This is a genomic window from Streptomyces sp. NPDC007971 (assembly GCF_042958635.1).
Taxonomy (GTDB): Bacteria; Actinomycetota; Actinomycetes; order Streptomycetales; family Streptomycetaceae; genus Streptomyces.
The window spans coordinates 38,743-57,153 of sequence record NZ_JBIBJK010000024.1; the positions used below are offsets into that span (position 1 = coordinate 38,743).

Genomic DNA, 18,411 nt, shown 5'->3' on the forward strand with positions numbered 1-18,411 from the left:
CGACCCCGCGCTCAGCGCCCCTCGGGCATCAGGCGCGACCCCGCCCTCCGCTCGCCGAACACATCGTCCGGGTTGGACAGCACGCACGTGCTCAGGGACAGGCACCCGCAGCCGATGCAGTCGGTGAGGTGATCCCGCAGACGGTTCAGCTGCTTGATGCGTTCGTCCAGTTCGGAGCGCCACGCCTCGGACAGACGGGCCCAGTCGTCGCGCGTCGGCGTACGCTCCTCGGGCAGCTGCGCGAGGGCCTCGCGGATCGTGGCCAGGGGGATGCCGACCCGCTGGGCGGCGCGGACGAAGGCGACCCGGCGCAGGGTGTCACGGGTGTAGCGCCGCTGGTTGCCCGAGGTGCGGCGGCTGGTGATCAGGCCCTTGGACTCGTAGAAGTGCAGGGCGGAGACGGCCGCACCGCTGCGCGCGGACAGCTGTCCGACGGTCAGCTCGTGGATCTTCTCGGGAATCTGGGGCACTCCTCAGAGACTACCGACCCGGCGCAGGCCGCGGTCCGTTGACAGGCGCCCCTCACCCGAGCATGCTAAGCAGTTGCTTAGACACGCGAGCGAGAGGCCGGGAACATGGCAGAACCGAGGACCTTCACCTCCCCCGACGAGCTGAAGGCCGCCGTGGGCGAGCAGCTGGGCCACACGGACTGGCTGGAGATCGACCAGAAGCGGATCGATCTGTTCGCGGAGGCCACCGGTGACCACCAGTGGATCCACGTGGATCCGGAGCGGGCCGCCACGGGACCGTTCGGGACCACCATCGCCCACGGCTACCTGACCCTCTCGCTGCTGCCACTCTTCGGGCCGCAGCTGATCAGGGTCGAGGGCGTGACGATGGGCGTCAACTACGGGACGAACAAGGTCCGTTTCCCCGCTCCGGTACCGGTCGGCTCGCGGCTGCGCGCCACCGCGACGATCACCGGCGTCGAGGACGTCAAGGGCGGCGTCCAGGTGACCGTCGCCTTCAGCGTCGAGCGCGAGGGCGGCGACAAGCCGGTCTGCGTGGCGGAGTCGGTCTCCCGCTACTACCTCTGAGCCCGAGGCGCCCTAGCGGGCGCCCACCATCCGCAGCACGAGGTCGGCGTAGAGTGCGCCGACCTCCTCGGGGGTGCGCGGCCCGTCCACGGTGAACCAGCGGGCCACGTCGATGCACAGCGACAGCACGGCGAGCGTGGTGCCCTGCACGTCAAGCACGTCGAACTCGCCCGAGGCCACGCCGTCCTCGATGATCCCGCGCACCTCGGCGTCGACCTGGCGGCGCAGTGCGACGATCTCGGCGCGGGCCTCGGGGCCGAGTGCGTCGAGTTCGTACTGCACGACCCGGGCGGTGGTGCGCCGCCCGGCGTGCCAGCGGACGAAGGAGCTGACGGCGTCGGCCAGCCGCTCCGCGGCACTGCCCTCCCGCCCGGCCGCCGTCCGCAGGATGTCCAGGGCCCTGTCGTGGCCGATCCGGCTGATCCGGTGGAGCAGCTCTTCCTTGGTCTTGTAGTGGATGTAGAGAGCGGCCGGGCTCATGCCGGCGCGACCCGCGATGTCGCGTGTCGTCGTCGCGTGGTAGCCGCGCTCCGCGAATGCCTCCACGGCGGCGATGAGGAGCCGCCGGGCCGCGTCAGGGGTGACCTCTTCCCACGGCTCGACCTCGCCGCCGGCCGTTTCCTGCGCCGTACTCATCGCTCGCTCGCCCCTTTCGGTGACAGGAGGTAACACCATACCGCCGAAAGTGAGCGCTCGCTTAGTGTGCCGCCCGCAGGCTCCATGAGCTTCTCACAGCACCTCAGAGCTTCTCGAAGGGATCGTGCTCGGCGAGCAGCCTGTCCAGACGGGCCTGATCGACCCGGCTGACGATCTGCCCGGCCTCCTGACGGTCCCGGATCACCTTGGCGAGGGTGAAGGCCGAGGTGACGAGGTACAGGACGGCGATCGCCAGGAAGCCCCGCACCCAGGCGTCGGCTGCCAGGCGGAGGATGCCGATGGCGGTGGCCGCCATGGCGACCGAGAAGGATGCGACGGCCTGACCGTAGAAGGCGGCCGTGCTCTGCTGCTTGACCGGTGCGTCACTCATGGCAGCCAGCATCGGCGGACGTGGCGCACGCCACATCCGCCGGGATACTCAGACGGGTACTCAGAAGGCGGAGACCCCGGTCAGCGCCCGCCCTATGAGCAGCTTCTGGATCTGGCTGGTGCCCTCGTAGAGGGTCATCACACGGGCGTCGCGCAGGAGTTTGCCGACCGGGTACTCGTCGATGTAGCCGTAGCCGCCGAAGACCTGCAGGGCGTTGTTGGCGGCGCGCACGGCGGCCTCGGAGGCGAACAGCTTGGCCTTGGAGGACTCGACGGCGAACGGCCGGCCGCGGTCGATCAGGTCGGCCACCCGCCAGGTGAGCAGCCGGGCCGCGTCCACGTCGACGGCGATGTCGCTGATCAGCTCCTGCACCAGCTGATGGCGGGCGATGGGCTTGCCGAACTGCTCACGCTCTCCCGCGTACCGCACGGCGGCGTCGAGCGCCGCCTGGGCCAGGCCGACGCAGCCCGCGGCCACCGACATCCGCCCCTTGGCCAACGCCGACATGGCGACCGAGAAGCCCTTGCCCTCCTCCCCGATCATCGCCGAGGCGGGCACCCGGACGTCCTGCAGCACCAGCTCGGCGGTGGCCTGGCCGCGCAGGCCGAGCTTGCCGTGGATGGTGCGGCGGGTCAGCCCGGGCGCGTCGGCGGGGACGAGGAAGGCGGAGACGCCCTGGTGGCCGGGGGCGTCGGTGGAGCGGGCGAAGAGGAGGACGACATCGGCCCAGGTGCCGTTGGTGATGAACATCTTGGTGCCGTTGAGGACGTAGTCTCCCCCGCCCTCGCGCACCGCGCGCGTGGTGAGGTTGCCCGCGTCGGAACCGGTGCCGGGTTCGGTGAGGCCGAAGCAGCCGACGTACTCGCCGGCGGTCAGCCCCGGCAGCCAGCGCCGCTTCTGCTCCTCGCTCCCCCATGCGGCGATCGACTTGGCGACCAGGCCCAACGAGACGGAGACGATGCCGCGGACCGAGGAGTCGCCCCGGCCCAGCTCCTCGGTGACCAGGCAGTACGCCAGGTGATCACCACCCGAGCCGCCGTACTCCTCGTCGAGGGTCAGGCCGAGGAAGCCCACGTCGCCGAGCTTCTTCACGATCGCCCGGTCGACCTCCTCGGCCCGGTCCCAGGCGACCACGTGCGGAGCGATCTCGCGCTCCACGAAGTCCCGGGCGAGCTGCCGTACGGCGGCCTGCTCCTCGCTCAGCTCCAGGTTCACCACGTGATCACCCCAACAGACGGAATCTTGAAAACTATACATTTAAATTAGCACTGCTAGTTTCCAGGGAACAGCCCTACTATGTGCGCCATGGCCCGACCGCGCAAGCCCCTCCTCAGCACCGACCGGATCGTCGAGACGGCCCGGGAACTCGTGGACGCGGAGGGCCTGGCGGCCGTCTCCACCCGGCGGCTCGCCTCCGAACTGGGGGTGAGCGGTCCCTCGCTCTACAACCACTTCAGCACCAAGGACGAGATCCTGGAGGCGGTCGCGGACTCGGTGAGCGCGCTGGTGGACCTGTCGATGTTCGAGGACGGGCGCAACTGGCGGACCGCACTGCACGACTGGGCCGTCTCCTACCGGGCGGCCCTGCGCGACCACCCCAACATCGTCCCGGTCCTCGCCCGGGGTCCGGGGCGCCGCCCCGCCGCACTCCGCCTCGCCGACGCCGTCTACGGCGCGATGGTCCGCGCGGGCTGGCCGCCGGCCCAGGCGACCTCCATCGGCGCGCTGATGCGGTACTTCATCATGGGCTCCGCGCTCGGCTCCTTCGCCGGGGGCTTCGTGGACGACGCGAGCGCGTACGACCCCGCCGACTATCCCCACCTCGGCCAGGCCCACCTGCTCGCCGAGCAGCAGGAGAAGATCGACGAGCGGGCCTTCGAGGCGGGGCTCGCGGCGCTGCTGGACGGACTGGCGCAGCAGTACGAGCAGGCGCGGCAGAGCGTGTGAGGACACTTCGGCCGAGGCCGAAGTGCCGGTGCCCCATGCTGGGTGCATGACCACGAAGGACCCCAGGACCGCGAAGGACCCCCAGGCCGCCGGCCTCGCCTCGCTCGCCTCGCTGGTCGCCGACGAGACCCGGGCCACGTGCCTGCTGGCCCTGCTGGACGGGCGGGCCTGGACGGCGGGTGAGCTGGCCCGGCATGCCGGGGTCGCCGCGTCCACGCTGAGCGAGCACCTGGGCAAGCTGGTGGCCGGCGGGCTGCTCGCGGAGGAGCGGCAGGGCAGGCACCGGTATGTGCGGCTGGCCGACGCGCGGGTGGCGCAGCTCGTCGAGGAACTCGCCGCGCAGGTGCCCGCGGCGGCGCTGCGGCGGCCGGCACGGACTCTGCGGGAGGCGAGCGCCGGGTCCGCCATGGCCCGCGGCCGTACCTGCTACGACCATCTCGCCGGCCGGCTCGGAACCGCGGTCACCGACGCGTTCACCGAGCGGGGTCTGCTCCGGCAGGACACCGGGTTCGCGCTCACGGACGCGGGCCTTGAGTGGTTCGGCGCGGTGGGCATTCCCCTCGACCGCCGGGGGCGCCGCCCGCTGGCCCGTGCCTGCCTCGACTGGACCGAGCGGCGGCCCCATCTGGCGGGGGCGGCGGGGGCGGCGCTGTGCCGGTACGCCCTGGATGCCGGATGGTGCGTGCGGATCGGTTCCGAGCGGGCGGTGAAGGTGACGCCGTCGGGGTCGCGGGCGCTGTCGGATCTGCTCGGCATCGGGGCGGCGCAGTTGTGCTGAGTCCGGCCAGGGGGGCGGGCGGTTCCGCGACGTGCCGAGTGCGGGCCCTTCGTGGCCGGTCCCGCAGTTCCCCGCGCCCCTTCGGGGCGCTCGCCCCGCCTCGACCGGCGACGGCACCGGCCAACCGGTCGCCCCGTCCGTTTTCCGCCAGCCCGCTTCCCAGCCGCTGCCTAGCCTCTGGAGCATGATGAACACCAGGCCACACCCTCAGCTGCTCGCCGCTGCCGCGGCGGTCGTCACCGTCGTGCTGTGGGCCTCCGCCTTCGTGGCGGTCCGTAGTGCGGGAGCCGACTACTCCCCCGGCGCGCTGGCGCTCGGGCGTCTGCTCGCGGGGACGGTGGTCCTCGGGGTCGTGTGCGTCGTACGGCGCGAGGGGTGGCCGCCGAGGTCCGCGTGGCGGGGCATCGGCCTGTCCGGGGTGCTGTGGTTCGGGTTCTACATGGTCGCCCTGAACTGGGGCGAGCAGCAGGTGGACGCGGGCACCGCGGCCCTCGTCGTGAACGTCGGCCCGCTGCTGATAGCCCTGCTGGGCGCCCGGTTGCTCGGCGATCCGATGCCGCCCCGGCTGCTGGCGGGGATGGCCGTGTCGTTCGCCGGTGCGGTGACCGTGGGCCTGTCGATGTCGGCCGGAGGCGGGTCCTCGGTGCTCGGTGTGGGGCTGTGTCTGTTCGCGGCCGTGGGGTACGCCTTCGGGGTGGTCGCGCAGAAGCCCGCGCTCGGGCGGGCGAGCGCCCTGCAGGTGACGACGTTCGGGTGTGCCGCCGGAGCGGTGGTCTGCCTGCCGTTCGCCGGGCAGCTGGTGGGCGAGGCGGCCCGGGCGCCGGTCACGGCCACCCTCGACATGGTGTACCTCGGCGTCTTCCCGACCGCACTGGCCTTCACCACCTGGGCCTACGCGCTCTCCCGGACCACCGCCAGCCGGATGGGCGCGACGACGTACGCCGTTCCCGCGCTGGTCGTGCTGATGTCGTGGCTGGCGCTCGGGGAGGTGCCGGGGCCGCTGACGCTGGGCGGCGGGGCGCTGTGCCTCGCGGGCGTGGCGGTGTCACGGTCCCGGGCGCGCGGGCGGTCGCGGCGGGTCGCGGCCGGACAGCCGCGACCCGAGAAGGTCGGCTGAGCCTCAGAACACCACGAGGGCCCGGCCGCCCTTGCCCGCGAGCATGTTCTCGAAGGCCGCCGGGATGCCCTCCAGCGCGATGCGTTCGGTGACCAGTGCCGAGAGGTCCAGCCGGCCCTGCCGTACGTGCTCGGCGAGCACCGGCAGATCGCGGGCCGGGTCGGTGTTGCCGTAGACGCAGCCGGACAGGGTGCGGCCCCAGTGGAAGATCTCCAGGGCGTTGAAGGTGACCTCCTGGTCCTTGCCGCCGATGCCGACGACCGTCGTGCGGCCGCCGCGGCGGGTGGACTCCCAGGCGGCGCGGATGCTGACCGCGCGGCCCACGCACTCCACGGAGACGTCGACGCCCTGCTTGCCGGTCAGGGCGCGGATCTCGCGCGCGGTGGTGTCGGAGGCGAGGACGTAGTCGGTGGCGCCGGCCGCCCGGGCCAGTTCCTCCTTCTCGGGGGACACGTCGACCGCGACGATGCGGGACGCGCCCGCGATGCGGGCCGACTGGAGGGTGGCCAGGCCCACTCCGCCGACGCCGAACACCGCGACCGTCTCGCCCGCCCGGACCCGTGCCGAGTGGTGGACGGCGCCGTAGCCGGTGAGCACGGCGCAGCCGAGGAGCGCGGCCTCGGTGAGCGGGATGCCCTCCGGGAGGGGCAGCACACAGGAGGCGGAGACCACCGTCTCCTCGGCGAACGCGGCGACGTTGAGGCCGGGGTGCAGGTCGGTGCCGTCGGTGGTGCGGGCGTAGACGTCGGCGGCACCGTTGAGCGCGTTGGCGCACAGCCAGACCTCGCCGAGGGCGCAGGCGTGGCAGGTGCCGCAGGAAGGGGCCCAGTTGAGGACCACCCGGTCGCCGGCGGAGACCTGGGTGACTCCCTCGCCCACGGCGACGACCGTGCCGGCGCCCTCGTGGCCGAGGACCGCCGGGACCGGCACCCGCATGGTGCCGTCGGACAGGGACAGATCGGAGTGGCAGACACCGGCGGCGGCGAGGCGGACGCGGACCTGTCCGGGGCCCGGGTCCGGCAGCTCGATACCGGTGATCTCCAGGGGTGCGCCGATGGCGGGCAGAACGGCGGCTCGTACGGCCATGACTCGCGGACTTCCTTAGAACTGGAGGGACTTGGTCTGGAGGTACTCGGCGAGCCCGTGGCTGCCGAGTTCCCGGCCGACCCCGGACTGCTTGTAGCCGCCGAAGGGGGCGAGGGGGTTGAACCGGCCGCCGTTGATGTCGACCTGGCCGGTGTCCATGCGGCGGGCGAAGGCGACGGCCTCGGCCGCGTCGGCGGCCCAGACGGCGCCCGCGAGGCCGTACACCGTGCCGTTGGCGATGCGCAGGGCGTCCTCCTCGTCCTCGTAGCGCAGGATGGTGAGGACCGGCCCGAAGATCTCCTCCTGGGCGATCGTCATCTCCGGGGTGACGTCGGCGAAGACGGTCGGGCTGACGAAGTAGCCCTGCTCCCGGGGGGATTCGGGGCCGCCGGCGACCAGGCGGGCGCCCTCGGCGACGCCCTTCTCGATGTAGCCGCGCACCCGGCCGCGCTGCTTGGCGCTGACGACGGGGCCGATGCGGTCGCCGTACTTGGCGGCGGCCGCGGCGGCCAGTTCGACGGCCTCCTCGTACCGGTCGCGGTGGACCAGCATGCGGGTCCAGGCGCTGCACGTCTGACCGGAGTTGGACATGACGTTGGCGACGCCGACGCCGACCGCCTTGGCGAGGTCGGCGCCCGGCAGGACGACGTTGGCGGACTTGCCGCCCAGCTCCAGCGCCACCTTCTTGACGGCCGCGCCGGCCACCGCGCCGATCTGGCGGCCGACCGCCGTGGAGCCGGTGAAGGAGACCAGGTCCACGCCCGGGTGTTCGGCCAGCGCCTGCCCGGCGACCGGGCCGAGGCCGGTGACGAGGTTGAACACACCGGCCGGGACGCCCGCCTCGTGGACCGCCTCGGCGAAGAGCTGGGCGGTGAGCGGGGTGTCCTCGGCGGGCTTGAGGACGATGGTGCAGCCCGCGGCGAGCGCCGGGGCGACCTTCGCGACGATCTGGTGGAGCGGGTAGTTCCAGGGGGTGATCGCGCCGACGACGCCGACCGGCTCGTGCAGGACGGTCGAGTTGCCGACCCTCTCCTCGAAGGGGTGGGTGGCGGCCAGTTCGGCGTACGAGCCCGCGACGGCGATGGGCACGCCCGCGTGCACGGTCTGCGAGAACTGCAGCGGGGCGCCCAGTTCGGCGGTGACCGTTTCGGCGATCTCGTCCTTGCGGGCCACCAGGACGTCCCGCAGGGCGGCGAGGCGGGCGGCCCGCACGGCCGGCGGCGTGGCGGCCCAGCCCGCGAGGGCGGCGCGCGCGGCGCGTACGGCGGTGTCGACGTCGAGGGCCCCGCCGGCCGGGACCCGGCCGATGACCTGCTCGTCGGCCGGGTTCACGACGTCGATCACGTCCTGGCTCTCGGCGGGGCGCCAGGCGCCGTCGATGTACAGGCCGTCGTGTGCCTTCATGGTGCTTCCTCCCGGCGGGTCTCCGTCGTCCGGCACACAAACTAGCGGCGTTAGTTTTCGCGCGCCAGAGACACTCGTGCACCAGACGTACCGGGCCATCATCGCCAGGCCGGCGGCGGTTCACTCCTCCAGGTCGGGCAGCCGCGCCGGAGAGGGGCAGATGCGGTCGCCGTGCTGGTCGAAGACGAAGAGATGGGCGAGGTCGACGAGGAGCGGGACCTGCATGCCGTGGCGCAGCGCGATGTCGGGCGTGGTGCGCACGACCAGGTCTCCGGGCAGGCGGCCCTCCGGGGGCACGGGGTCGGCGCCCCCTTCCCGCTCCGGGGGACGGTCGAGGACCACCACCGGCCCGGCGCGCAGCGATCCGGCCCGCTCCCGCAGGCGGTCCAGCACGCCCGGGGCCTGCCGGCGGCGCCGCCCGGGCCGGGCGGCCGGACGGGGCGCCTCCAGCTCCGGTACGACGGCGGGGCGGGAGCCGGTGTCGAAGTGGACGAGCGTCTCGTGCCCCTGGAACTCCATGTGCTCCACCAGCCCGGTGAGCGGCACCTCGCCGGGCCGGGCGGCGCTGCGCCTGGCGATGCGCACCGCCTCCGAGCGCAGTCCGACGATGACCTCGCGCCCCTGCTGCACGCGCAGCAGCCGGTGGTCGGGGCAGAGGGGTTCGGGCAGCCGAAGGTACTGCTTGCCGAGGCTGATCGTCATCGCGCCGTCCAGCGGGGCGCGGACCAGGCCGCGCAGCAGGTTGATGCGCGGGGTGCCGATGAAGGCGGCGACGAAGACGTTGCGGGGCAGCGCGTACACCTCGCGCGGGCGGCCCACCTGCTGGAGCGCCCCGCCGCGCAGCACGGCGACCCGGTCGCCCAGCGACATGGCCTCGGCCTGGTCGTGGGTGACGTACACCGTGGTGACGCCCAACTCGCGGATGAGCCGGGATATTTCGGCCCGCAGGCGGTTGCGGAGCTTGGCGTCGAGGTTGGACAGCGGCTCGTCCATCAGGAAGGCGGAGGGGTGGCGGGCGATGGCCCGGCCCATCGCGACCCGCTGGCGTTCGCCGCCGGAGAGCTGGCCGGGGAAGCGGTCGAGCAGGTCCTCGATGCCGAGCATGCGGGCGGTCGCGTCCACGCGCGGACCGGGGTCGGCGCCCGGGGCCTCGATGCGCAGCGGAAAGCCGATGTTGTCGCGGCTGGTCATCCTGGGATAGAGGGCGAAGTTCTGGAAGACCATCGCGAGGCGCCGTTCGGCGGGCTGCCAGTCGTTGGCGTACTCCCCGTCGAGGAGCAGTGCGCCCTCGTCGATGTCCTCCAGTCCCGCGATCATGCGGAGCACGGTCGACTTCCCGCAGCCGGAGGGGCCGAGCAGCACCAGGAACTCGCCGGGCGCGATGTCCAGCGAGAGCCGCTCCACCACGCGGGTGCCCCGTGTGTAGGACTTGCTCACGTCGTGCAGAGTGATGGCGCGTGTCATGACTGCTGCCCCCGGGGGCTGTCCGGAGCACCGCCGCTCCGTGGGTCCGAAGGTCCCGTGCGGTCTCACGGAGCCTGTGAGTCACGGAAGTTAACGGAATGTGCCCGGCCGGGGAAGAGAGTGCACGCGCGCGCTGCGGTCACTTCGTCGCGGTCAGGTGGGCGAAGACCACCACGTTGCTCGTGTAGCCGGTGCGCCGGCTGAACAGGCCGCCGCAGGTCAGCACGCGCAACTCCGGGCGCCCCGTGGCCCCGTACACCTCTTCGTCGGGGAAGCCGACCTTGTCGTAGACCTTCACCCGGTCCACGGTGTAGACGGCGCTGCGGCCGTCGGCGCGCCTGGCCTCGATCAGTTTCCCCGGCTTCACCTGGGCGAGCGCGGCGAAGACGGCGGGTCCGGTGCTGGTGTCGCGGTGGCCGACGGCGACGGCGGTGCCGGACTCCCCCGGCGTGGGTCCGCCCCGGTACCAGCCGACCAGCTTCGCCCGGTCGATCGGCGGTGTCTCCAGCTGCCGGTCCCGGTCGAGCCCCACGCCGGTCACGGGCGCGTCGACCCCCAGGGACGGGATGCGCAGGGACGTCGGCCGGGACCGGGGCAGCGGACGCGGCGGGGGGCCCTGGCCCGCCCGGCCGGGCCCCTGAAGGCCCGCCCGGGCCGGGTCGGCCGGCCCGTCGTCTCCCCCGCACCTCACACCCACCGTCACCAGGACGGTGATCAGCAGGGCCGACCGGACGAGCCGGTAGGCGCGGGTCCGGTGCCACGGCCTGCGTCTGCGCCTACGCGGCGCCATGGGGCCGCCGGCGGATCAGCCGGACGTACACGGCGCAGCAGACCGAGACGAGCCCGACCGCCGCGGCGGCGGCCACCGGCGAGAACCCGGCGGTGGTGTCGACCATGCCGCCGCCGCCCGCGTGCACTCCGCCCTTCGGGCCGTCGCCCCGGTCGCCGCCCTGCCCCCAGCCCGACTCGTTGCGCTGGTCGTCGCGCTGGTCGTCGCGCTGGTCCCCGTGCTGGTCGTCGTGCTGGTTGCCCTGCTGGTGGTCCTCGATCTGCCCGGGGCCCTGCGCCCCGTCCTGCTTGCCGTCGTGGCAGTTGATGCGGAAGAGCTTCTCCCTGGGGGCGCCCCCCGTGACCCAGGTGAGCTTGTACTGCCCGTCGGCCAGGCCCAGCACGTCGGTGTGTCCGGCGCCGCCGGTGAGCTGGATGATGCCGGTGATGGTGGCGGTGGTGGGCAGCGGGGGCTGCGCCTGGATGATGTAGGCGATGTTGGGCAGGATGTCGAAGTTGACGGCGTCCAGGTAGAACTTGCAGGCCACCGGGTCGTCCTTGGAGACACCGAAGGGCACGCCGGCGCGGTGGATCCTGATGTCTCCGTTTTCCCCTTGGGCAGCCGCCGGGGGTGCCGCCACCCATGTCGCGCCCGCCGCGACGAGCGCGGTGAGGCCGACGGTGGCACCCGCACGGGAGAAGGTTCGTGGAAGTGTCAGGGTGGGCATGCAGACTCCTCCGGTTAGACGATTTTCATACAAATCGACCTTTCGTTGGGGACTCTCACCCATGCACTCCACGGCCCGTGGTACCAACGCCGGACGCGCCGTCAGATATCGCTCGTGCGGCCCAACGCCGACCCCGTCCGCCTCTCCCGCGTCACCCGTCCGGCCCCCTCGGGCAGCGCCCCGCCGCCCGGCGACCGCGAGCGCCACCCCGACGGCAGCAGCCCCCGGGCGATCAGACGATGCCGAAGAGGATCCCCGCGCCGAGCACGACCAGGGAGGTCAGGGCGGCCCACTTCACCACGAACCTGGTGTGGTCGCCGAACTCCACCCTGGCCATGCCGACGAGGACGTACACGGCCGGGACGAGCGGGCTGGACATGTGCAGCGGCTGGCCGACGAGCGAGGCGCGGGCGATCTCCAGCGAGGACACCCCGTGCGCCTGGCCCGCCTCGGCGAGCACCGGCAGGATGCCGAAGTAGAAGCCGTCGTTGGACATGAAGTACGTGAGCGGGATGCTCAGCACGCCGGTGACGAGGGCCATGTGCGGGCCCATGCCGTCGGGGATGTTGCCCACCAGCCACTTCGCCATGTGGTCGACCATGCCGGTGCCCTGCAGGACGCCGGTGAAGACGGCGGCGGCGAAGACCATGCCGGAGACGTTGAGGACGTTCTCGGCGTGCGCGGCCAGGCGTGCCCTCTGGTCGGGCATGTGCGGGAAGTTGACGGTCAGCGCGAGCGCGGCGCCGAGCAGGAACAGCACCGGGATCGGCAGCCACTCCATGATCATGGCGGTCACCAGGGCGACGGTGAGCAGTGCGTTGAACCAGTAGAGCCTCGGGCGCAGCGTGGCCCGGTGCGGGTCGAGCCCCTGGAAGCCCTCGTCCGCGGGCCCTCCGGCCGGATCCGCACCGCCGCCGGAACCGCCGGTGGTGCTCACGCCGGTGGTGCTCACGCCGGTGGTCTTCCCGGCAGTGGCCTTCCCGCCCCCGCCGGTGCCCGCGCCGGCCAGGACCGTCTCCTGCCCGGCGGGCTCCTTGGACAGCACCTCGTCCAGCGTCAGCACGCCGAGCCGCCTGCGCTCCCGGCGGCCGAGCACGTAGGCGAGGACGAGGACGAACAGCAGGCCCGCGGCGAGCGCGGGGATCATCGGCACGAAGATGTCACTGGCATCGAGCTTCAGCGCGGTCGCGGCCCGGGCGGTGGGACCGCCCCAAGGGAGCGTGTTCATCACGCCGTTGGCCATCGCGGCCACACCGGTCATCACGACCATGCTCATCTTCAGGCGCTTGTACAGCGGGTACATCGCCGAGACGGTGATCATGAAGGTGGTCGAGCCGTCGCCGTCGAGCGAGACGATCGCGGCGAGGACGGCGGTGCCCACGACGATGCGCAGCGGGTCGGCCCTGCAGAACCTCAGGATCGCCCGGACGACCGGGTCGAAGAGGCCGACGTCGATCATCACACCGAAGTAGACGATCGCGAACATGAGCATCGCCGCCGTGGGGGCGAGGCCGGTGACACCGTCGAGGACGTAGTCGCCGAGCCTGGCGCCCTTTCCGACGGCCACGCAGAACAGCGCGGGGATCAGCACGAGCGCCGCGATCGGCGACATCTTCTTCAGCATGATCAGGACCAGGAAGGTCGCGATCATGGCGAAGCCGAGGAGGGTCAGCATGAGTGGATACCTAACGTTCGCCCTTGAACATCCCACCAGGGGCCGGCGGTGCGATGACGTTAGGTCCGTTCAAACGGCGTTAACAAGACGTTGACGCGCGAGCAATAAGCGCAAAACTCCAGGTCACAGCCTTGCTCAGGTCACAGGAGCGAGCTTTTCGGACACCTCGGGCAGTGCGGCGACCTCGACGGGGATCCCGTTGAGGACCGCGTTGCCGGAGAGCGGGTCGAGCAGGCTGCCGTCGAGGAGCTGATTGACGTTGACGCCGGGGTCGGTGGCGGCGTGGCTCAGCCGGGTGCCGGGGCGGTCGTGGCCCCAGCCGTGCGGAAGGCTCACCACCCCCGGGCGGACGCCGTCGGTGACCTCGGCGGGCGCGGTCACCTCTCCCCCGGCGCCCTTCACACGCACCGGCTGTCCGTCGCGTACCCCGAGGCGTTCGGCATCCTCGGGGTTCAGGTGCAGGGTGCAGCGGTTGGAACCGCCGGTGAGGGCGGGCACGTTGTGCATCCAGCTGTTGTTGGAGCGCAGATGGCGGCGGCCGACCAGGACGAGCCCGGCCGGGCGCTCGTGCAGTGCCTCGCGCAGCCGGGGCAGGTCACCGGCGATCGGCCCGGGCAGCAGCTCGACCTTGCCGCTCACGGTCTTCAGCGGCTGCGGCAGGCGGGAGCGCAGCGGGCCGAGGTCGATGCCGTGCGGGTGGGCGAGCAGCCGCTGGAGGGTCAGCCCGTCGGGCCGGACGCCGAAGCCGTCGCCGTAGGGGCCGAGGCGCAGCATGAGGTCGAGCCGGCGCTCGGGGCCGGTGTCCCCGGTGAGCCGGCCGGCGAGCTCCTCCGGGTCACGGCCGTGCACCGGGGAGTGGGGCTCCTGGACGGCCTTGGCCAGGGTCTGGTCGATCACCATCGCGTCCACGGCGGCCGGGTCGGAGCCGTGCATGCCGGTGGCGGCCAGGATCAGCCGGGCGAGGATCTCGGTCTCGGCCATGAGGCCGGGTTCGAGGGGAACGGCGGGACGGCTGTAGCGGACCTGGTTGCGGACGGCCAGGGTGTTGAAGGCGAAGTCGTGGTGCGGGCTCTGCGAGGGCGGGGGCGGGGGCAGCACGACGTCGGCGTGGCGGGACGTCTCGTTGAGGTAGGGGTCGACGCTGACCATGAAGTCCAGCGCGCCCAGGGCCTTGTCGAGGCGGTCGCCGTCGGGGGCGGACAGCACCGGGTTGGCCGCGACCACGACCAGCGCGCGGATCGGCTCGCCCTCCTCGGTCGCGGTGTCGATCTCCTCGGCGAGCACGGAGAGCGGCAACTCTCCCTTGGCCTCCGGGTGTTGTCCGACCCGGGAGCGCCAGCGGCCGAGCGCGAAGCCGCGGCCGGGACCAGCCGGGCGGGGCGTCCTGTCGGTGGCGGCCTGCGGGAACAGGGCGCCGCCCGGCCGGTCCAGGTTGCCGGTGAGGACGTTGAGGACGTCGACCAGCCAGCTCGCCAGGGTGCCGTGCGGGACGGTACAGCTGCCGATGCGGGCGTAGACGGCGGCGGTGGGGGCGGCGGCGAGGTCCCGGGCGAGGGTGCGGATGAGGGGCGCGTCGACGTCACAGGCCCCGGCGACGGCCTCGGGGGTGAACTCCCGCAGGGCCTCGCGCACTTCCTGGACACCCTGGACGTGCGGGGCGAGGTCCTTGAGGTCGGTCAGGCCCTCCTCGAACAGCACGGTGACCATCGCGGCGAGCAGCAGGGCATCGGTGCCGGGGCGGATCGCCAGGTGGCGGTCGGCGAGCTTCGCGGTCCGGGTGCGGCGCGGGTCCACGACGGTGAGCCGGCCGCCGCGGGCCTTGAGGGCCTTGAGCCTGCCGGGGAAGTCGGGGGCGGTGCACAGACTCCCGTTGGACTCCAGGGGGTTGGCGCCGATGAGCAGCAGATGGCCGGTGCGGTCGAGGTCCGGCACCGGAATGGCGTTGGCGTCGCCGAAGAGCAGCCCGCTGGAGACGTGCTTGGGCATCTGGTCGACCGTGGAGGCGGTGAACACGCTGCGGGTGCGCAGCGCGCCGAGCAGCACGGGCGGGTAGAGGCCGCCGGCCACGGTGTGCACGTTGGGGTTGCCGAGGACGACGCCGACGGCGTCGGGGCCCGAGCGCTCCACGACCGGGCGCAGGCCCGCGGCGACGGCGTCGAAGGCCTCCTCCCAGGTGGCCTCGCGCAGGGCGCCGTTCTCGCGGACGAGCGGGGTGCGCAACCGGTCGGGATCGCCGTCGACGGCACCGAAGGAGGCGCCCTTGGGGCAGATGAAGCCCTTGCTGAAGACGTCCTCGCGGTCGCCGCGGGCGCCGGTGACGCGGGTGCCCTCCAGGGTGAGGGTCAGCCCGCAGGTGGCCTCGCACAGGGGGCAGATGCGCAGAGCGGTGCGGGACACGGGTCCTCCCCGAGGGTCGGCGGCGGTGCCTGGCAGACACAGGCGGGCTTCGACCGAGCATACCGACCGGTAGGCATGGAGGGGAGCCCTCTGCGGGCTTCCGAAGCCCTCCGCACAGGTCAGTCGAGGACGCGCCCCAGGTATGCCCGCAGCAGCTCCCGCGTCTCCCGGATGATCGCCTCGTCCCCCCGGGGGTCGACCCGGAAGGCCAGCTGCACCAGGGTGTCCGCGCTCTCCACGGCGACGAGGAAGACCCGGGCCAGGTCCTCGTCGGGGGTGCGGCCGAGATAGCCGGAGAGCAGGCCGGTGAGGCGATCGGCGACCCGGGTGTTGGGGCCGGACTGCCGGGCGCCGACCGGGATCTGGTTCCCGAAGTCCACCAGGGAGAAGCCGGGCGCGGTGCGCTTCATGCTCAGGTACTCGTCCAGCACGGCGTCCATCGCGGCCCGCCAGTCCCTCCCGCTCCCGGCCGCCCCCGAGCCGGAGGGGTCCGCGCCGCGCGCCCGGTTCAGCCGCTCCCTGACGCGTTCGGTGTACCGCTCCAGGTTGCGCTGGGCGAGGGCGTCGCACATCTGCCGCTTGTTGCCGAAGAAGCGGTAGACCGAGCCGATGGGGACCTCGGCGCGCAGGGCGACCGCCCGGGTGCTCAGGGCGTCGTAGCCGACCTCGTCGAGGAGGTCGGCGCAGGCGTCGAGGATCCTGGTCAGCCGTTCGGCGCTGCGCCGCTGGACGGGCGCACGGCGCAGCGATGTCGCGTGGGGCACGGGCTTCATGATGCCTTTCCGCCGGAATCCGGTGAACCTCGCCCCACAGTACGAGGACGGGTGGCCGGTGCACTCATGGGCCGACGGTGACGGTCGTGGTGCCCACCGAGGGGCCGGCCGGCTCCGCGCCCTGCCCTGTCGGCCCGGAGGGGGGTGCGGACGCGTCCGGGTCCGCGCCGGAGGCGGTGACGTCGGCGGTGCTCTCGACGGCCTTGCCGTGCACGGCCCACACGGTGCCGTCGTCGGCGTAGAGGCGGGCGGTGACGTGGTGGGTGCCGTGCGGGACGAGGCGGTCGGCCAGGTGGTACCCGCGCGCCCGCAGCCGGGTCACCGGCCGGCCGTCGACGAGGAGGCAGACGAGCCCGCGCGCGGGCAGCGCCCTCGGTTTCCCGGCCGCCGGCGAGAAACGGAAGTGGTGCAGCGTCAGCAGGACGTCCCAGCCGCCGGCCGGGTCCGGGGTCACCTCCACGCCGACGTCGGGCGCGTTCTTCTTGCCGACCTCCCTCAGGTGGCGGCCGGTGTCGTCGGTGTCGTCGAGGACCTTGCCCACCGGCGAGGGCGAGACGGAGGTGCCGTTCCCGTGCGCGCCGCCGGTCCCGCAGCCCGCCGCTCCGAGCGGCAGCAGGGCGCAGACCGCGAGCGCGGTGAGAGTTCTGCGCGTCCACGACATGCCGGGGAGACTAGAACACCGCTGCGGCGCCCGGATCCCCCTGGAGTCTGGTTCCCGCCCTGCCGGGGAGGGAGGACCCGGCCCCCTCTTGCGCCCTCCCCCACTCATTCCTACGGTGATACATAGGAATCAGGAGCGCAAGGGCAAGGGAGCGATCATGAGCGATGGGGGTACCGCCCTCGCGAGCGGATTCGAGCGTGGGGGAGCAAGGAAGACCGCCGAGGGACTGTCGTATCTCTCCGGGTTCGGCAATGAACACGCCTCGGAGGCCGTACCGGGCGCCCTGCCCGAGGGCCGCAACTCGCCGCAGCGCGCGCCGCTCGGCCTCTACGCGGAGCAGCTGAGCGGCACCGCCTTCACGGAGCCGCGGGCCCACAACCGCCGCTCCTGGCTGTACCGCATCCGCCCGTCGGCCGCACACCCGGCGTTCACCCGCGCCGAGAACGGCGCGATCCGTACGGCACCCTTCGCCGAGACGGTGCCCGACCCCAACCGGCTGCGCTGGAACCCGCTGCCCGAGCCGCCCCCCGGCACGGACTTCCTGGCGGGCCTGTGGACCCTCGGGGGCAACGGCGACGCGGCCCAGCGCACCGGCATCGCCGTGCATCTGTATCACGCCAATTCCTCCATGGAGCGGGTGTTCGGCGATGCCGACGGGGAGCTGCTGATCGTGCCGGAGCGCGGCGGGCTGCTGCTGCACACCGAGTTCGGCAGGCTCCATGTGGAGCCGTCCCATGTGGCGCTGATTCCGCGCGGGGTGCGCTTCCGTGTGGAGCTGCTGGACACCGCGCCGGACGGGGGGCAGAGCCCGACGGCCCGCGGCTATGTGTGCGAGAACTACGGGGCGCCGTTCCAGCTTCCCGACCTCGGCCCCATCGGCGCCAACGGCCTCGCGAACGCCCGGGACTTCAGGGCACCGGTCGCCGCGTACGAGGACGCGGAGGGCCCGGTGGAGGTGGTGAACAAGTTCTGCGGCAACCTCTGGACGGCGACGTACGACCACTCGCCCCTCGACGTGGTCGCCTGGCACGGCAACCATGTGCCCTACGTCTACGACCTGCGCCGTTTCAATGTGATCGGCACCATCTCGTACGACCACCCGGATCCGTCGATCTTCACGGTCCTGACCTCCCCGTCGGACACCCCGGGCCTGGCCGGCGTCGACTTCGTGGTCTTCGCCCCCCGCTGGCTGGTGGGCGAGGACACGTTCCGGCCGCCCTACTTCCACCGGAACGTGATGAGCGAGTACATGGGCCTCATCGAGGGCGCCTACGACGCCAAGGCGGCCGGGAAGGGGGGATTCGTGCCGGGCGGCGGCTCGCTGCACAACATGATGTCGGCGCACGGCCCGGACCGGGAGACCTTCGAGCGGGCGAGCGCCGCCGAACTGCGCCCGCAGAAGATCGACGACGGCCTGGCGTTCATGTTCGAGACCCGCTGGCCGGTGACGCTCACCCCGCACGCGGCGGGCGCGGACCACCTCCAGCAGCGGTACGACGATGTGTGGCAAGGCCTCGAACGTCACTTCCGGCCATTGCACTAGCGAGGC

18 protein-coding genes are annotated in these 18,411 nt (G+C 72.7%); 5 read left to right on the forward strand and 13 right to left on the reverse strand.

What is annotated here, in order from left to right:
* Window positions 1-11 precede the first annotated feature (11 nt).
* The gene (gene soxR, locus ACFZCP_RS37600; protein ID WP_362695938.1) at window positions 12-470 is read right to left on the reverse strand and encodes a redox-sensitive transcriptional activator SoxR; all 459 of its coding nucleotides are present in this window, start codon (window positions 468-470) and stop codon (window positions 12-14) included.
* A 105-nt stretch (window positions 471-575) separates the two neighbouring features.
* Here soxR and ACFZCP_RS37605 point away from each other — a divergent pair, with 105 nt between their 5' ends.
* Window positions 576-1,037 carry a MaoC/PaaZ C-terminal domain-containing protein gene (locus ACFZCP_RS37605; protein WP_391438199.1) on the forward strand — a complete coding sequence of 154 codons (462 nt, stop codon included), beginning with the start codon at window positions 576-578 and terminating at the stop codon, window positions 1,035-1,037.
* A gap of 12 nt (window positions 1,038-1,049) precedes the next feature.
* Here the strand turns inward: ACFZCP_RS37605 and ACFZCP_RS37610 are convergent, their stop codons facing one another.
* The 3 genes from ACFZCP_RS37610 to ACFZCP_RS37620 form a co-directional block, all read right to left on the reverse strand.
* Window positions 1,050-1,673: a TetR/AcrR family transcriptional regulator gene (locus tag ACFZCP_RS37610; protein WP_362695942.1), complete on the reverse strand. Its 624-nt coding sequence runs from the start codon at window positions 1,671-1,673 to the stop codon at window positions 1,050-1,052.
* Between the two features lie 103 nt (window positions 1,674-1,776).
* Entirely contained in the window at window positions 1,777-2,064 is a 288-nt protein-coding gene (locus ACFZCP_RS37615) for a YiaA/YiaB family inner membrane protein (RefSeq protein ID WP_362695944.1), read from the reverse strand.
* A 60-nt stretch (window positions 2,065-2,124) separates the two neighbouring features.
* The gene (locus ACFZCP_RS37620; protein WP_391438354.1) at window positions 2,125-3,279 is read right to left on the reverse strand and encodes an acyl-CoA dehydrogenase family protein; all 1,155 of its coding nucleotides are present in this window, start codon (window positions 3,277-3,279) and stop codon (window positions 2,125-2,127) included.
* A gap of 90 nt (window positions 3,280-3,369) precedes the next feature.
* Here ACFZCP_RS37620 and ACFZCP_RS37625 point away from each other — a divergent pair, with 90 nt between their 5' ends.
* From ACFZCP_RS37625 to ACFZCP_RS37635, 3 genes are all read left to right on the forward strand, one after another.
* A complete protein-coding gene (locus ACFZCP_RS37625; RefSeq protein WP_391438200.1) occupies window positions 3,370-4,011 on the forward strand; it encodes a TetR/AcrR family transcriptional regulator C-terminal domain-containing protein in 642 nt (213 codons plus the stop codon).
* A 46-nt stretch (window positions 4,012-4,057) separates the two neighbouring features.
* On the forward strand, window positions 4,058-4,789 hold the full coding sequence (locus tag ACFZCP_RS37630; protein ID WP_391438201.1) for a helix-turn-helix domain-containing protein: 732 nt from the start codon (window positions 4,058-4,060) through the stop codon (window positions 4,787-4,789).
* A gap of 184 nt (window positions 4,790-4,973) precedes the next feature.
* Window positions 4,974-5,906 (forward strand): EamA family transporter, encoded by a 933-nt coding sequence (locus ACFZCP_RS37635; RefSeq protein WP_391438202.1) that lies wholly within the window; start codon window positions 4,974-4,976, stop codon window positions 5,904-5,906.
* 3 nt (window positions 5,907-5,909) lie between these two features.
* Here ACFZCP_RS37635 and ACFZCP_RS37640 read toward each other — a convergent pair whose 3' ends face one another.
* The 9 genes from ACFZCP_RS37640 to ACFZCP_RS37680 form a co-directional block, all read right to left on the reverse strand.
* On the reverse strand, window positions 5,910-6,992 hold the full coding sequence (locus tag ACFZCP_RS37640) for a zinc-binding dehydrogenase (protein ID WP_391438203.1): 1,083 nt from the start codon (window positions 6,990-6,992) through the stop codon (window positions 5,910-5,912).
* Between the two features lie 15 nt (window positions 6,993-7,007).
* Window positions 7,008-8,396, reverse strand: a complete 1,389-nt coding sequence (locus ACFZCP_RS37645; RefSeq protein ID WP_391438204.1) for an aldehyde dehydrogenase family protein — start codon at window positions 8,394-8,396, stop codon at window positions 7,008-7,010.
* Between the two features lie 120 nt (window positions 8,397-8,516).
* Window positions 8,517-9,860, reverse strand: a complete 1,344-nt coding sequence (locus tag ACFZCP_RS37650) for an ATP-binding cassette domain-containing protein (protein ID WP_391438205.1) — start codon at window positions 9,858-9,860, stop codon at window positions 8,517-8,519.
* A 139-nt stretch (window positions 9,861-9,999) separates the two neighbouring features.
* Window positions 10,000-10,650, reverse strand: coding sequence for a class F sortase (locus ACFZCP_RS37655; RefSeq protein ID WP_391438206.1), 651 nt, complete (start codon window positions 10,648-10,650; stop codon window positions 10,000-10,002).
* A complete protein-coding gene (locus ACFZCP_RS37660; protein ID WP_391438207.1) occupies window positions 10,637-11,356 on the reverse strand; it encodes a hypothetical protein in 720 nt (239 codons plus the stop codon). The genes ACFZCP_RS37655 and ACFZCP_RS37660 overlap by 14 nt, the downstream gene beginning before the upstream one ends.
* 232 nt (window positions 11,357-11,588) lie before the next feature.
* Entirely contained in the window at window positions 11,589-13,031 is a 1,443-nt protein-coding gene (locus ACFZCP_RS37665) for a citrate:proton symporter (RefSeq protein WP_391438208.1), read from the reverse strand.
* 135 nt (window positions 13,032-13,166) lie between these two features.
* Window positions 13,167-15,428 (reverse strand): molybdopterin-dependent oxidoreductase, encoded by a 2,262-nt coding sequence (locus ACFZCP_RS37670; protein ID WP_391438209.1) that lies wholly within the window; start codon window positions 15,426-15,428, stop codon window positions 13,167-13,169.
* 119 nt (window positions 15,429-15,547) lie between these two features.
* Entirely contained in the window at window positions 15,548-16,201 is a 654-nt protein-coding gene (locus ACFZCP_RS37675) for a TetR family transcriptional regulator (protein ID WP_391438210.1), read from the reverse strand.
* A 64-nt stretch (window positions 16,202-16,265) separates the two neighbouring features.
* Window positions 16,266-16,862 carry a hypothetical protein gene (locus tag ACFZCP_RS37680; RefSeq protein WP_391438211.1) on the reverse strand — a complete coding sequence of 199 codons (597 nt, stop codon included), beginning with the start codon at window positions 16,860-16,862 and terminating at the stop codon, window positions 16,266-16,268.
* 157 nt (window positions 16,863-17,019) lie between these two features.
* On the opposite strand from ACFZCP_RS37680, the gene hmgA reads away from it, so the two are divergent.
* Window positions 17,020-18,405 carry a homogentisate 1,2-dioxygenase gene (gene hmgA / locus ACFZCP_RS37685; protein ID WP_391438212.1) on the forward strand — a complete coding sequence of 462 codons (1,386 nt, stop codon included), beginning with the start codon at window positions 17,020-17,022 and terminating at the stop codon, window positions 18,403-18,405.
* Window positions 18,406-18,411: the final 6 nt, after the last annotated feature.

Bases quoted from the DNA above. Each gene is read 5' to 3' on its own strand.
- ACFZCP_RS37605 (WP_391438199.1), top strand. From the start codon at position 576: ATGGCAGAACCGAGGACCTTCACCTCCCCCGACGAGCTGAAGGCCGCC.
- ACFZCP_RS37610 (WP_362695942.1), bottom strand. From the start codon at position 1,673: ATGAGTACGGCGCAGGAAACGGCCGGCGGCGAGGTCGAGCCGTGGGAA.
- ACFZCP_RS37615 (WP_362695944.1), bottom strand. From the start codon at position 2,064: ATGAGTGACGCACCGGTCAAGCAGCAGAGCACGGCCGCCTTCTACGGT.
- ACFZCP_RS37625 (WP_391438200.1), top strand. From the start codon at position 3,370: ATGGCCCGACCGCGCAAGCCCCTCCTCAGCACCGACCGGATCGTCGAG.
- ACFZCP_RS37630 (WP_391438201.1), top strand. From the start codon at position 4,058: ATGACCACGAAGGACCCCAGGACCGCGAAGGACCCCCAGGCCGCCGGC.
- ACFZCP_RS37635 (WP_391438202.1), top strand. From the start codon at position 4,974: ATGATGAACACCAGGCCACACCCTCAGCTGCTCGCCGCTGCCGCGGCG.
- ACFZCP_RS37640 (WP_391438203.1), bottom strand. From the start codon at position 6,992: ATGGCCGTACGAGCCGCCGTTCTGCCCGCCATCGGCGCACCCCTGGAG.
- ACFZCP_RS37645 (WP_391438204.1), bottom strand. From the start codon at position 8,396: ATGAAGGCACACGACGGCCTGTACATCGACGGCGCCTGGCGCCCCGCC.
- ACFZCP_RS37650 (WP_391438205.1), bottom strand. From the start codon at position 9,860: ATGACACGCGCCATCACTCTGCACGACGTGAGCAAGTCCTACACACGG.
- ACFZCP_RS37655 (WP_391438206.1), bottom strand. From the start codon at position 10,650: ATGGCGCCGCGTAGGCGCAGACGCAGGCCGTGGCACCGGACCCGCGCC.
- ACFZCP_RS37660 (WP_391438207.1), bottom strand. From the start codon at position 11,356: ATGCCCACCCTGACACTTCCACGAACCTTCTCCCGTGCGGGTGCCACC.
- ACFZCP_RS37665 (WP_391438208.1), bottom strand. From the start codon at position 13,031: ATGCTGACCCTCCTCGGCTTCGCCATGATCGCGACCTTCCTGGTCCTG.
- ACFZCP_RS37675 (WP_391438210.1), bottom strand. From the start codon at position 16,201: ATGAAGCCCGTGCCCCACGCGACATCGCTGCGCCGTGCGCCCGTCCAG.
- ACFZCP_RS37680 (WP_391438211.1), bottom strand. From the start codon at position 16,862: ATGTCGTGGACGCGCAGAACTCTCACCGCGCTCGCGGTCTGCGCCCTG.
- hmgA (WP_391438212.1), top strand. From the start codon at position 17,020: ATGAGCGATGGGGGTACCGCCCTCGCGAGCGGATTCGAGCGTGGGGGA.